Source organism: Polyangium spumosum (genome assembly GCF_009649845.1).
GTDB classification, from domain to species: domain Bacteria; phylum Myxococcota_A; class Polyangia; order Polyangiales; family Polyangiaceae; genus Polyangium; species Polyangium spumosum.
Genome location: NZ_WJIE01000009.1, coordinates 235,213 through 248,543 on the forward strand (window position 1 = coordinate 235,213; position 13,331 = coordinate 248,543).

Annotated in this window: 10 protein-coding genes; 7 read left to right on the top strand and 3 right to left on the bottom strand. The window is 69.7% G+C overall.

The annotated features are described in order from the left end of the window. Positions 1-59 precede the first annotated feature (59 nt). The 3 genes from GF068_RS28855 to GF068_RS28865 all read left to right on the top strand — a co-directional run bounded on the left by GF068_RS28855 (position 60) and on the right by GF068_RS28865 (position 4,326). A complete protein-coding gene (locus GF068_RS28855; protein ID WP_153822708.1) occupies positions 60-1,643 on the top strand; it encodes an LA_2272 family surface repeat-containing protein in 1,584 nt (527 codons plus the stop codon). A gap of 188 nt (positions 1,644-1,831) precedes the next feature. After that, positions 1,832-2,950: a hypothetical protein gene (locus GF068_RS44460; protein WP_206079576.1), complete on the top strand. Its 1,119-nt coding sequence runs from the start codon at positions 1,832-1,834 to the stop codon at positions 2,948-2,950. Between the two features lie 113 nt (positions 2,951-3,063). Then, entirely contained in the window at positions 3,064-4,326 is a 1,263-nt protein-coding gene (locus GF068_RS28865) for a monooxygenase (RefSeq protein ID WP_170319738.1), read from the top strand. Between the two features lie 9 nt (positions 4,327-4,335). Here the strand turns inward: GF068_RS28865 and GF068_RS28870 are convergent, their stop codons facing one another. Continuing rightward, entirely contained in the window at positions 4,336-5,805 is a 1,470-nt protein-coding gene (locus GF068_RS28870) for an Ig-like domain-containing protein (protein ID WP_153822710.1), read from the bottom strand. Positions 5,806-5,870: 65 nt separating this feature from the next. Between GF068_RS28870 and GF068_RS28875 the strand changes: the two genes are divergently transcribed. Next, positions 5,871-6,785, top strand: a complete 915-nt coding sequence (locus GF068_RS28875) for a dienelactone hydrolase family protein (protein ID WP_153822711.1) — start codon at positions 5,871-5,873, stop codon at positions 6,783-6,785. 10 nt (positions 6,786-6,795) lie between these two features. Here the strand turns inward: GF068_RS28875 and GF068_RS28880 are convergent, their stop codons facing one another. Beyond that, positions 6,796-8,862, bottom strand: coding sequence for a YCF48-related protein (locus GF068_RS28880; protein ID WP_153822712.1), 2,067 nt, complete (start codon positions 8,860-8,862; stop codon positions 6,796-6,798). A gap of 77 nt (positions 8,863-8,939) precedes the next feature. Here GF068_RS28880 and GF068_RS28885 point away from each other — a divergent pair, with 77 nt between their 5' ends. Beyond that, on the top strand, positions 8,940-9,521 hold the full coding sequence (locus tag GF068_RS28885) for a hypothetical protein (protein ID WP_153822713.1): 582 nt from the start codon (positions 8,940-8,942) through the stop codon (positions 9,519-9,521). Between the two features lie 201 nt (positions 9,522-9,722). Beyond that, positions 9,723-11,807, top strand: coding sequence for an ATP-binding protein (locus tag GF068_RS28890; protein WP_153822714.1), 2,085 nt, complete (start codon positions 9,723-9,725; stop codon positions 11,805-11,807). Positions 11,808-11,820: 13 nt separating this feature from the next. On the opposite strand, the gene GF068_RS28895 is transcribed toward GF068_RS28890, so the two are convergent. Beyond that, positions 11,821-12,285, bottom strand: a complete 465-nt coding sequence (locus GF068_RS28895) for a hypothetical protein (RefSeq protein WP_153822715.1) — start codon at positions 12,283-12,285, stop codon at positions 11,821-11,823. 210 nt (positions 12,286-12,495) lie between these two features. Between GF068_RS28895 and GF068_RS28900 the strand changes: the two genes are divergently transcribed. Beyond that, positions 12,496-13,290 (top strand): hypothetical protein, encoded by a 795-nt coding sequence (locus GF068_RS28900; protein WP_153822716.1) that lies wholly within the window; start codon positions 12,496-12,498, stop codon positions 13,288-13,290. Positions 13,291-13,331: the final 41 nt, after the last annotated feature.

Sequence of the window (13,331 nt, forward strand, 5' to 3'; positions counted from 1 at the left end):
GCCTCCACGCTGGTTTTCCTGGGGAACCTTCCTGTAAGCTCCCCCGGAGCGGAGCGTTCATGCCGGACGACATGCTGATCTCGTATCCGAGGCGCGGGTGGCTCGTGGCTCTCCTCGTCGCGCTGGGCTCTTTTGCGGCGGGCGCGGGCCCCGCGTCGGCCCAGGAAGCCGCGGCCGCGCCGCCGATCGAGCCTGCCCCGATCCCGCCGCCGCCCGTCGAGGTCGCGACGGAGGAGCCACCGCCGCCGCCTCCTCCGCCTCCGCCGTACGTGCCGCCGCCTCCGCCGTACAGGCCGCCGCCTCTGCCGCCCAAGCCGAACCGCTGGTATTTCCTCCAGCCGGGCGTCTTTCCCGAGGCGGACCTCTTCGCGGGCATCGGGCAGCTCGGGCTCGTCACGCCCTCGGCGAAGCAATTTTACGGCGGCGTACAGGTGGGCCTCTTCGGCGCGACGGCCGAGCACTTCACGGGCCTCGCGCAGGTCGGCCTCGTGCACACCAACGCCGAGCGTGTCTTCCGGGGCGGCGTCGAGCTCACGCTCGGCAGGAACCTCGCGAAGGAGTTCTACGGCGGCGCGCAGGTCGCGCTCTACCGCAACGTCGTCAGCGATCTCTTCGTGGGCCTCGCGCAGGTCGCGGTCCTGCGCAACGACACGCGCCGCTTCGCCGGCCTCTTGCAGATGGGCGGGCGCAACGGGGCCGAGGCGTTCATCGGCGGCTTGCAGCTCGGCGCCTACAACGTCATCGGCGCCGGCCTCGACTGGGACGACGAATACGGATACGGCGGCCGCCGCGGCGGCGGCGGGTTCGTCGGGGCATTGCAGATCGGCGCATACAACAAGATCGACCACGGGAATTTCTCGGGCCTCCTCCAGATCGGCGGCGCCAATGCGGTGGAGGACGGCGCCTTCCGCGGCGTGGCCCAGGTCGGCCTCCTGAGCTACGTCGACGGCTCGTTTTACGGCGTCGGCCAGGTCGGCCTCCTGAACGGCGTCGACGAGTCGTTTCATGGGATCGGCCAGCTCGGCGCGGTGAACATCGCCGTCGACGATTTTTACGGCGTCTTCCAGGCCGGCGGCGCCAACGTGATCATCGAGGACGACTTCCACGGCGTCGGGCAATTCGGCCTCGCTTCGTACGTCGCCGAAGACTTTCGTGGCGTCCTGCAGACGAGCGCGATCTTCAACTACGTCGGCGAGGGCTTCGGCGGCGTCCTGCAGCTCGGCGGCATCTTCAACTACGTCGCCGACGATTTCCAGGGCGTCTTCCAGATCGGCGCCTTCAACGGCGTGCGCGAGGAGTTTTACGGCGTCTCGCAGATCGGCGTCGTGAACATGACCCGCGACGACCACGTCGGCGCGCAGCTCGGCGTGGTCAACATCGTCAAGGACCAGATCCACGGCCTCCAGGCCGGGTTCTTCTCGGGCGCCGACGAGGTCACGGGCGTGCAGCTCGGCGTGGCCAACGTGAGCAGTCGCCTCACGGGCACCTCGATGGGCCTCTACAACCGTACGAAACACGTCCGCGGGCTCCAGATAGGCCTCATCAACCAGACCGATCGCCTGCGTGGCGCGCAGATTGGCCTCATCAACCTCTCCAAGCAGGGCGGCCTCCGCTTCTTCCCCGTGCTGAACATCGGCCTCTGAGCCCGAGGGTGAGGACCAAAGGCCTCACCCGGCGCGGCGTCGAGGCATCGATGTAGGGGGGGCGCGCGACGCTCGCGGGCCCGCTCCTCGGCCATCTCGGGCCATTTGCGCATGGCATCTTCCTTGCTGTCGTGCCATGAACCGGGCGCTCCGCGACGAACGTCCGACTCGAATACCTCCGAGGAACCATGGCTCGACGTACACTTCTTTCGGCCTCGATGCTGGCCGCGATCCTCTCCGTGCCCGCCGCGTCTCACGCGCAGAACGTTGCCACCAAGCAATACGTGGACGTCGCCATTGCCGAGCCGCCAAAGCAGGACGGGCTCGAGATCACCATGAAAAACGGCGCCACCTTCTCGCTCGTGGATACCCGCGACGTGGTCGGCGTCACCCCCAATGGCTCGACCTTCACCGTGGGCCTCAAGTTCGACGGCGTGGCGACGTACCGGAGAGGCGGCCACGAGTGGCGCACGATGCTCGGCATCAACGAGGCGCTCACGAAGACGCCGGCCCTCGAAGACATCGTCAAGAGCGCCGACAATTTCAACGTGGAGAGCACCTATCTCTATTTCGTGCGCCCCTGGTTCGGCCCGTTCGCGCGCGTCACGCTGGGCACGCCGCTCTTCCGTGGCTTCGACGTCCGGCCCAACGACACGACGTACACGATCGCCCGCCTCTCCGGCGCGACCGAGACCGTCACCGCGCGGCGCCTCACGCTCACCGACCCCTTCCGTCCCCTCACGCTGAAGCAGACCATCGGCCCGTTCGCGCGCCCCGTCTCCGGCGATCGATTCAACCTGGAGACGCGCGTCGGCCTCGGCGGGTTGCAGACCTTCGCCGACGGGCAGCTCATCCTGAAGGACGACGCGGCCACGGCCGATCGCGTCGAGGTGCAGGAGCTCCGGGACGTGCTTCAGCTCGGCGTCGAGGGCTCGCTCGAGGTGTGGGGCGCGCTGAACGACAAGAAGATCGCCTACAAGCTCGGCGTCGGCGCGCTCATCCCGGCCTGGAACAACGACATGCCCGCGGCCGGAGAGGCCAAGAAGAGCGCGCTCTCGCTCACCAACCTGGACATCGGCGCGGCCATTTCGTTCAAGGTGGTCGAGTGGGCGACGCTCGATTACGAGCTCAAGCTCGTCCGCCAGCCCCAGCTCACCGAGCAATGGCAGATACGTAACGGAATGATGCTCACCCTCGGCCTCGGTTATTCCAGGAAGCCGCCTGCGCCGCCCGAGCCCGCGAAGCCCGCGGCCCCCGCCGCCGCGCCCGCCGCGCCCACGCCCGCTCCAGCGCCGGCCGCGAAATAGGCGTCATCGTTCGTGGCGGACGCCGGCCGGACCGCCGGGCACGTCGCGTGCAAACCCCCACCCGTCCGGGCACATCTGCGAAGCAGTGGGCCATGATCGACGGGGGGGAAACATTGAACTCCAACAAATACATCGTCCTCATCGCGGCGCTGCTCGCGCCAGCGTGCGCGCCTGACGAGCCTTCCACGCAGCCGGCGGAAAAGTCTCTCCTCGACGCGCCTGTCGGGGGTTCGGGCATTCAATACCGCATGACCTCCACGATCGCCCCGGGGGTCGAATCCTATGGTTGTCGCCTCTTCCAGGTGCCTCCCGAGGGGCTCGTGATCCGGGGCCAAGACGTCGCGTTCGGCCCGGGCGGACACCACGTCCTCCTGTACCGGACCCCATATCGACAGGTTCCGTCCCACGATGAAGAGGGCGTCGCTGTCGACGCGCTCACGGAGCACGATTGCTCCGAGGGCGCGACCGCGCGCTGGAAGGTCGACGCCGTGCTGGGCGGCTCCGAGAGCTTCGGCAGCGTGGGGCTGCTCCATCGATTGCCCGATGGCGTGGGCCTCGTCGTGGAGCCGAACGTGGTGCTCGTGATGAGCACCCATTACCTCAACACCACGAGCGCCCCGCTCGAGGTCGACGCCCGCATCAACGTCTACACCATGCCTCCCGAGGATCTCCGGATCGAGGCCGGCCTCCTTTACATGGACAACCAGGCCCTGCGCGTCGCCCCCAACAGCGAGGCCACGGCGCGCATGCGTTGCCCCGTGCCCGACGACGTGCACGTGGTGAGCCTGCAATCGCACATGCACGCGCGGGGCGCCTCGTTCGAGGCCACGCTGCTGCCGCCCGCCGGCGCGGCCACGTCCATTTATTCGACGACGTCCTGGCAGGAGCCGCCCGTACGCGAGCTCGACCCGCCGCTGCTCCTGCCCCGGGGGAGCACCCTCGAGATCCGCTGCGATTTCCGGAGCGGCGAGAGCCGGCCCATCACGTGGGGCCTCTCCTCGAACGACGAGATGTGCCAGCTCATCGGGCCGTACTTCCCGAAGAACCCCCATTTCGAGCGATGCGAGGACGAGAGCGGCGCGCCCGCCGCGACGTGGGTGGGCCACGGGAAGGCCGACGGCACGGAGACGGCCGCTTGCCTGAAGCAGGCGGTGTCGACCGAGGAGGGGGAGGGGTACGCGTACAACGATTGCGTGCTCGGCGCCTGCCCGGCCATCGCGGCCGAGGTCTCGGCGCTCGTGCGTTGCCAGAAGGCGAGTCGGGCCGGGGCTTGCGCGAATACGTGCCAGGGCGAGAGCCCCGGCGATTGCGCGTCTTGCCTCGCGGGGGCCTGCGCCGCGGAGGAGCAGGCCATGTGCGGCGCGAATTGCCCGTGACGTCTCGAGCTAGCGTTTCTTGACGCGCCCGACCGAGCCGTCGTAGTGGCCTTCCCTCCGGACGTAATACACGAAATAGAGCCACTGCTCGCCTTCCGCCGTACGGGCCAGGCTCGGCTCTCCGATGCCCACGATGTCGCCCGGCCCGTCGGGGGGCGCGTCGAGCCCGAGCGCGACCACGGGATCCCCGAACGAGGCCGGGAGCGCCGGATCGCCACCCGAATACGCGCTCGCCGCGATGTCGCGGAAGCCGCGCGAGAAATAGAGGAGCGAACTGGCCTCGTCCACGAAGGGCTGGAACTCCTCGACGTCGGGCTCGCTGATCGCCGCGACGACCGTCTCGGAGAACGAAGCCCCCGGGAAGGCGCCCGAGGGCCTGGCCACGAAGATGTCCTTTTCCACCGGCCCCTCGGTGTCGAACCAGACGTGGCCGTGACCAAACGCGGGATTCGATTGAAAGGGCTCCATCGGCGTGAGCGGGAGCTGCGTCGCGGGGAAGGGATCGGCGATCAGGAAGTTGTTCACGAACGAATACTTCCCGAGGCTCACGGGCGCGCCGAGCGTGATGTCCGCGTGATAAAGATCGGGCGCCGTGTCCGGGCCGTGCAGCGGGTCGAACGCGAAGAGCACGGGCGCCGCGCCGCCCTCCGGCGCGCCGAGGAAGGTGAACCCGAACGGCGAATACGTGAAGCCATTCATGTCGATGGCGATCACGAAAGGCTCGGCGAACGACCCGTCCGGCTGCTTGCGGAATCCATACGCGGCCACGGGCGGCAAGGCGAAGAGCGCCTGCGCGACGCCGAGCTCGGGGATGGTGTGGTCGATCTCGGTCGGCGAGAGGATCCGTCCGGCGCCGGGCATGTCGGGCCGCTCGGGAGCGGCGTACGGGCCGCGCGTCGTATTACATTCGGTCGCGGCCGGACTCGCGGCCTCGCCCGTGCAGCCGGGCAGATCTTTCCCGCCGATGCAGCAGAGCAGGTCGGCTGGCGAATACGTGCTCACGATCAGCCATTGCCCGTCCGGGCTCACCTCCGCCGAGTCCTCCGTGCCCGCGGTATTGACGAGCCCGGGGACCCGCTCCGGCTGGCCCCACGCCGCGCCCACGAAGGGCAAGACGACCGCCGTCCTCTCGGCCGAGAGATCCGCGACCTTCGCGCGCACCACCACTTCCCCCGCGTCCCCCGCGGCGATCGAGGGTTTCACGGTGGCCCGGTACGTGCCATCCCCGACGTCTTCGGCCGCGTCCGCCGTACCCCCCTCGGCCGTGATTTCCACCGCGAGCCCGGGCACGGGTTTGCCGTCGCTCGACGTCACGCGCACGGTGACCTCGATGGGATGCGGCGCGGGCCCGTCCTGCCGCGCGAGCTCGAGGGCGAGCGACGCGGGCGAAAGGGCCGCGGGGTTCGAGGGATCCGCCTCCGAACCGCAGGCGGCGAGGGCGAAAGGGACGAGGAGCGCGAGAGTCCGTCGGTATCGCATCGAGCCATTCTAGACGAGCTCGCCCCGTTTTGTCTTCGCCCGCGCCGCGGTGTAGAGTGCGCGCCATGAGGTTCGTCCGAATCGATGGTCTTCTCCGCTCTGCCCGCGTGTTTTTCGCGGGCCTCACCGTGTTCGCCGCGGGTTGCGGCGGCGCGCCTGCGCCCGAGCCCGGCGCGCCCACGCCGGCGAACACCACGCCCGCGACGGTCCAGACGTCCCCGTCCGAGGGCATGCAGGGCACGCTCTCCGAGGAGGCCTTCAAGGCGCTGCACCAGCTCAGCGCCGAGAAGGCCCCGCCGCCGCGCGGCGAGCGCGTCGCGATCGACGGCACGAGCGGCTACCTCAGCCTGCCCAGGGGGAAAACCGCGCCGCTGCCGGGCATCCTCGTGATCCACGAATGGTGGGGCCTGAACGAGCACATCCAGCACTGGACCGACCGCCTCGCGGAGGACGGGTATGCCGCGCTCGCCGTGGATCTTTATGGCGGGAAGGTCGCGAAGACGCCCGACGAGGCGATGGCCACGATGAAGAGCGTCGACAACAAAAAGGCGCTCGCCACGCTCGTCGCCGCGCACGATTTCCTGGAGAAGGATCCGCGCGTCCAGGCGACGCGCACCGGCGTGATCGGCTGGTGCTTCGGCGGCGCCTGGTCGCTCCAGTTCGCCATGCACGAGCCCGACCTCGACGCGGCCGTGATTTATTATGGCCACCTCGTCACGGATCCGAACGAGCTGAAGCCGATCAAGGCCGAGATCCTCGGCATTTTCGGGAACAAGGACAAGGCGATCCCACCCGAGGACGTGAACGCCTTCGACGCGGCGCTCGGGCAGGCCGGCGTCACGCGCACCGTCCACCGCTACGACGCCGACCACGCCTTCGCGAACCCCTCGCAACAATCACGGTACGACGAGAAGAGCGCGGCCGACGCCTGGGAGAAGGTGCGCGTGTTCTTGCGGCGGAAGCTCGCCGAGCAGAAATGACGCGGGACGCTCAGGGCGTGCTGCTGCGATAAAGGCCGTGCGCCCCGAGCGCGAATGTCGTCTCGCCGTCCGGGAGCCGCGCAATCTTGCGGAGCTCGTCGCCGCCGGGAAACTCGCGCGGCGACCACGATTGCCCACCGTCGTTTGTCATGACGAGGGAACGTGAGCCGCCTGGGGCCTCGACGACGGCGCTCGCGCGGGACGGCGTCGCGGCCGCGACCTCGACGATGGCGCCGCTCGACCCTCCCTCGAGCGATGACGCGGCCCAGGTCTCTCCCCCGTCCTCGGTGCGAAGCAAGAGCGGCTGCCCCGCGCTCGTGACGCCGCCGGCCCAGCCCACGCGGCTTTGGGGCGCGAAATCGACCGTGAGGAGCTTCTCCTCGTCCGGCCTCCCCCCGCGGCGGCTCGTGAACGATTGCCCCGCGTCGTCGCTCGTCAGAATGAGGCCGTTCTCGCCGACGGCGACGACGCGTTGCAAATCGAGGACACGCAGGTCGCGCACGAACGTCCCGGCCGGCAATGTCACCGCGTCGAACGTCGCGCCGCCGTCCGTCGACCGGTAGAGCGCGCGTGTATTCACCGCCCCGCGCGTGGTCGCGACGAACCCGAGGCCGCCCGGCCCGAGCGCGACCGCCGCGACCGGCTGCCCTTGTCCGGGAAAACCATCGGGCAGGAAGGTCCGGCCGCCGTCCTCGCTGCGCAGGAACGTCCGCTTCACGAATTCGCTCGGCAGCGCGAGCCACAGCCGATCTCCGTGCGCCGCCATGACGGGCGTCGGGATCCCTTCGTCCGTGAACGCGTCGAGATCACGCCCCTCGTCGAAATGAAGCCCGTCGTCCGTGCGGTGGAGCCGATATCGGAAGACCGCGGTCGTGTTCTGCATGGCGATCACGTACCCGCGCGCCTTCGTGGGGAAGAGCAAGGCCTTGTTTTCGTTCAGGCCGCCGGGCCAATCGGCCGCGAGGGCGTTTTCTTCGATCGGCTCCGAGCTCCGCGCGCCGTCGGTCGAGCGGAGCAGCCTGTGCGTGAGCAAGAGGCCGTGGTTCGGGGTCCCGAAGCTCATGCGGTTCGCGCCGCGCCATGAGCTCTCGAACTCGGCGCCCCAGGTGCCGCGCGTGAACGTCTCGCCGCCGTCGCGCGACGTCCAGACCTCGAAGGTGGTCGGCATGTCGACGGTGTTGCAATGCGTCATCACGTGAAAGGAGCCGGATCCACCCTCGATCTGCGGCCCCCGCGCGCATTCCGGCGCGATCGAGCCTCGCGCCTCGAACGCGCTCCCCCGCGACGTCGAGCAATGAATAACCATCCCGCCGACGTCCGTGTCCTCGGCCATCACGCAGGCGAGGAGCTCGCGGCGCGACACCCACAAGGAATCCACGTAGCCGGGGTAGCCGCCCGGCAAGACCGTATCTCCGTGAAAGGCGTCGAGGTCGGGGGCTTCCGTCGCGCGGATTCGCGTCGTCGATCCAGTCTCGGTCGCGACGACGAGATACCCGGGGCCGGCTTGCACGATCGTGCGCCCCGGATCGAGCGGCGCGTGTTCGAACGCCGCGGCGCCGAGCTCGAAATGGTACAGGCCGCCTTGCGCCGAGCCGCAGACCACGCGGCCGGAGAAGCGGAGGCAACGCGTGAGCTCGGCCGGCGCCTCGGGCGAAGGCTCGAACGTCCTCCCTTTGTCGAGAGAAACCCACGCGCGCCGCGCGGACGTCACGACGATCGCCGCCTCGTCCGCCCACACGAACGCGAGGTCCTCGCGGGTGCCGAGATCGACGCGCTCGAAGCGCTCGCCGCCGTCATCGCTGTGCAATACGAGCCCGCCTCGGCCCACGATCCACGCCTCGCGCCCGTCCACGTCCGCGACGTCGCTCATGCGCCGCGCGCTCGCGGGCAGCGGCGCGATCTCCGCCCAGAGAGGCGCTTCGCAGGCGTCGCCGCGCCGCACGAGCCCCGGGCCGCAGAGGGCCTTCGTGGGCTCGAGCGACAGGACGTCCTCGGATTCCCGGGGCTCGGGCCGGCAGGACGAGAGCGCGATCGTCGAAAGGACGATCCCGATAAACGCGCATTTTCCGGCGAGCATCGACGCCTCTCCTCGCCGGCGGGCGAGCAAGGCGCATGCCCTTGCCTTGCGCTTCGAGCCCGGCGATGATGCCGAGCATGAAGATCATGCTCAAGCTCGAAAACCTGAAGACAGGCGAGACGTCTTTCCAGGAGTTCCCGGACGAGGAGGCGACGACGGCGTGGCTCCGCGAGCGGCCGCGCTTCACGGACGTGCTCGGCGTGGTCTTCGAGGGCCTCTCGCGCGAGCAGAACGATCGCCTCAAGGGCGCGATGCGCCCGCTCGACGAGGAGGAGCGCGCGGCGGAGAAGGCCCTCGCCGAGGTGCGCGAGAAGGCCGCCGAGGCCGCGGCGCTCGCGCGCGAGAAGGAGAACGTGGCCGCGCGCGCGGCGCACCGCGAGGCGCAGAAGAACCTCGACCCGAACCGCCCGATGGAGGTCCGGTTCCGCTACGATACGGGCCTGCAGCTCGCCGATCCGGACGACCCGCGGGGCATCTCGGACGAGGTCCGCGCCGCATGCACCGCGTGGATCGAGGAGCGCAACGAGTGGGTCGCCTCGCGCGGGCAAATCGTGGGCGAAGCGAAGATCACCGTGCTCCCCGGCGCGCTGCCGAAGCCCGGCGCCGACCGCGTGCAACACGGCTCGTTCGTCCCGGTGACCGGCCCGAAGAAGGCCTGAGCGAGCGCCGTCCGCGGGAGGCGCGGGCCGTCCTCCCTGCAAGCGCGAATCCTCAGGCGACGCCGGATTCGACATTCAGGCTTTCGTCAGCTCGCGGTCGATTGCGTCGTCTGACAACATCCGTCGTTGCCTTCACCCAGGAAATCGCGCCGTCACGGCAAACGATGGAATCCGGGGGAGGACGCGGTCCTCGGGGCCTTCGTGTACGCGCTGCACGCCTGCAGGCGGCCGCGGGAGGTGGCGGCGGCGGTGGCCCGCGAGGGCGCGCGGGCCCTCGGGGCGACGTCGGGCGTGCTCGCGGTCCTCGTCGCCGACGAGCTCTCCGTCCCTGGTACGAATGATCCGGCCCCGCGCGGGCTCTCCGAGGCCCTCCGGGCGCCGGGGCCGACGCGGGTGCGTATGGCGGGGCGCGACGGGTGGGCCGCGCGGCTCGCCGTCGGGGACAGAGTCCTCGGCGTGATCGCATTCGAGGGGCTCTGCCCGCACGGGGCCACGAAGGCGCGTTTGTCCCGGCTGGCCAAGCATTGCGCTCCGGCCCTCTCGCGGGTGCTCGCGGAGGAGGCGGAGCTCTCGGCGTTGCGGCTCTCGCGGCAGCTCTTGCGCGCCGTCACCGAGGGGACGCACGACTGCGTCTTCGTCAAGGACCTGAACCTCCGGTACGTGATGATCAACTCGGCCGGCGCGCGTGTCTTCGGGCTCGAGCCGGAGGACGTCGTGGGCAAGGACGACAAGACGCTCTTCGCCCGGGAGGACGCCGACGAGATCGCGCAGCGGGACCGGGAGGTCATCACCCGCCGGCAGACGACGATCTACGAATGCTCGTCGACCACGAGCGGGGGGACCACGCGGTTCTGGCAATCGATGAAGGGGCCCTGGTACGACGAGGAGGGGCGGGTGATCGGCCTCGTGGGCATTTCGCGCGACGTCACGGCGCGCCGGCGCGCCGAGGAGGGGCAGCGGCTGCTCGCCGAGGTGAGCGGCGTCCTCGGCGCGTCGCTGGAATACGAGAGCACGCTCGCGGCCATGGCGCGGCTGCTCGTGCCGACGTTCGCCGAAGGGTGCACGATTCACGTGCAGGAGGCGGGCGAACGTTATTGCCTCGCGGCGCTCGGGCGAGGGGCCGCCTATGCCGAGCCATTGCTCGGCGTCGCGCCGCCAGGGCGTGCCTTCGGCTTGTCGGACCTCGACCTCGCCACGCGCGTGGAGCTCGAGGAGCGCGGCATTCATTCGCTGCTCATCGTGCCCATCGTGATGCAGGGGCACGCGTTTGGCCACATGACGCTGCTCGCCGGGACGCCGGGACGATACGTGACGGAGCCCGAGCGCGCGCTCGTGGACGAGCTCTCGCGGCGCGCGGCCATGGCGATCGATCGCGCTCGGCTCTATCGCGCGGTCCAGGAGGCGAGCCGGCTGAAAGACGAGTTCCTGGGGGTCATCTCGCACGAGCTCCGCACGCCGCTCACGGCGATCCTCGGATGGACCAGCATTCTGCGGCGCGACTCGGTGCCGGAGGCGAGCCGCGGCAAGGCCCTCGAGACGATCGAGCGGAACGCGCAGGCGCAGGCGCGGCTGATCGAGGATCTGATGGACACGACGAGCATGATCGCGGGCACGTTGCAGCTCGATTATGAGGACGTCGACCTCGTCGAGCCCCTCGGGCACGCCGTCCGGGTGATGCGCCCGCTCGCGGAGGTGAAGGGGATCGTGCTGAAGACCGCGTTCGAGGGGGGCGGCCCGCTGCCGGTCCTCGGCGACGACCTCCGGCTGCGGCAGATCTTCGAGAACCTCCTCGGCAATGCGCTCAAATTCACGCCGGCCGGCGGCACGGTGGAGATCGGCGGCCGTCGCGGCGACAAGGTGATCGTCTGGGTGAAGGACGACGGCGTGGGGATCCCGCCCCAGACCTTGCCGCACGTGTTCGAGCGTTTCCGGCAGGGCGACAGCTCGTCGACCCGCAGCCACGGGGGCCTCGGCCTGGGGCTCTCGATCGTGCGCTATCTCGTGGAGGCGCACGGCGGCGCGGTCGTCGCCGAGAGCCCGGGCAAGGGGCTCGGGGCGACGTTCACCGTCGAATTGCCATTACGCGTGGACACGAGCTTGGAGGTCTCCGCCGCGGAGGAGGCGCGCGCGCCGCGCCGCGAGGGCGTGCACGTGCGCGTCGTCGACGAGGCGCCGCAGCACCGCGAGCTCGTCACGGGGATCTTTCCGAGCGCGCGCCGCGGGGCGCCCGGGCCCGCCAACGACGAGCCCCGCGCGAGCAAGACCCGAGGAACCGTGGGGACATGAATCTCGATTCGTATCAAACCTCTTCGTCCGTGGGCGCCGCCTTCAGATAGGCCTGCCAGGCTTCGACGTCGTAGAGGCCGAGGTGCGCGATGGCCTCGCCGTATTTTCGGATGTCGTCCTCGAGCGAGGGGGCCGCGTCGTCGTCCTCCTCCTCCTCGTCCATTACGATCTGCATCCCGACCCAATCGACCCATTCGGTCTGGATGGGCGCGAATTCGCGGAAGTATGCCGTCTTCTCCTCGGCCGAGCGTCCTTCGGCCCAGTGCCACCAGATCGTCATGTAATCCTCGCCGTAGCCCATGCGCCAGCCGATGGAGTAGCGCGGGATCTCCGGATGGCGGATCCACGGGGGGAGGGGCGAGGTGCGCCCCTGTTCGCGGAGCACCCTCTCGAGGGATTCTTGACGGAACGCTTGCGGATCGAAGGAGTCATTGCGCGTCACGAGGACCTCCACCACGGCCGTTCGGGAGGGCGGCATTGTCGTCGCAGGGTCGTACGGCTGTCAAGCGGCGAGGCCCCGGCTCTCCAGGCTCCAGCGAACCCCGAAGACGCGGGTGAGGCAACCTTTCAAGGCAGGCGGACGCGCACGGGTTTCTCAGCGGATCGGGGTGGTCCTTGCTTTGCAGTGCCTGGAGGCGGTTGCCGTCATGGGCAGCCGGGAAAATCATAAGGACGGAGGGATTGGCCCATGCGTTCATTCACGATCGCGCGCGCCGCGGTTCTGCCTTTCCTCGGCCTCGCGCTCGCCGCTTGTGTGAGCGGTCCGGCGGAGGAATACGTGCTCGGAAAGGAGAGCGTGCCGAGCGTCGAGGAGGGCAAGGGGGCCCCGGAGGGCTCGCAGAGCGGCGCAGAAGAAGGCCTGCCGAGCGACGAGGCCGACGGGACGCAAAACGAGGCCGACGCGGGTCCGTCGACGGGCGAGCCGCTGGACGAGGGCAAGGAGATCGAAGCGCCTCTGCCGGGCGAGATCACGAAGGGGGAGATCTCGAAAGGAGAGATCTCGAAGGGCGAGGAGACGCCCGAGATCCCGGCAAAGGAGGGGCCGGAGGAGGGCGCGCCGGCCGAGCCCGCCGACGTCACGAAGGCGCCCGAGCCGACGGCCGAGCTCCCGTCGAAGGGCGAATTCGCGCCGGTCTCCCCGACCGCGCCGAAGGGCGAATTCGCGCCGATCCTGCCGAAGGGTGATTCCGGGGCCCTCACGCCGAAGGGGCTCGTGAGGCCCCGGATCGATCTCGGGGCGCGTCTCCCGCCGAGGCTCGATTACAGGCCGAGCGGCGATTCGCCGCCGAAGGGGGATCTCGCGCGCGGCGGTCGCGGCTGCCCGAATGCGCTGGCCCGGACGCCGGAGGTCGTCGGGGCGTGCGTGCAGGCAATCACGTACGCGAGAAACCCGGCGACGGGCGAATGCTGCGTGTACGCCACGCCTTGCGAGGTGCCGCACCGCTGGAACGCATCGTTCTCCCGGGACGACGTTTGCCGGTGACCTCCGGGCGCCGTCACGGTTGACGGAAGCGCGCATCCGCG

Bases quoted from the DNA above. Each gene is read 5' to 3' on its own strand.
- GF068_RS28870 (WP_153822710.1), bottom strand. From the start codon at position 5,805: ATGCGATACCGACGGACTCTCGCGCTCCTCGTCCCTTTCGCCCTCGCC.
- GF068_RS44460 (WP_206079576.1), top strand. From the start codon at position 1,832: ATGGCTCGACGTACACTTCTTTCGGCCTCGATGCTGGCCGCGATCCTC.
- GF068_RS28875 (WP_153822711.1), top strand. From the start codon at position 5,871: ATGAGGTTCGTCCGAATCGATGGTCTTCTCCGCTCTGCCCGCGTGTTT.
- GF068_RS28855 (WP_153822708.1), top strand. From the start codon at position 60: ATGCCGGACGACATGCTGATCTCGTATCCGAGGCGCGGGTGGCTCGTG.
- GF068_RS28895 (WP_153822715.1), bottom strand. From the start codon at position 12,285: ATGCCGCCCTCCCGAACGGCCGTGGTGGAGGTCCTCGTGACGCGCAAT.
- GF068_RS28900 (WP_153822716.1), top strand. From the start codon at position 12,496: ATGCGTTCATTCACGATCGCGCGCGCCGCGGTTCTGCCTTTCCTCGGC.
- GF068_RS28880 (WP_153822712.1), bottom strand. From the start codon at position 8,862: ATGCTCGCCGGAAAATGCGCGTTTATCGGGATCGTCCTTTCGACGATC.
- GF068_RS28885 (WP_153822713.1), top strand. From the start codon at position 8,940: ATGAAGATCATGCTCAAGCTCGAAAACCTGAAGACAGGCGAGACGTCT.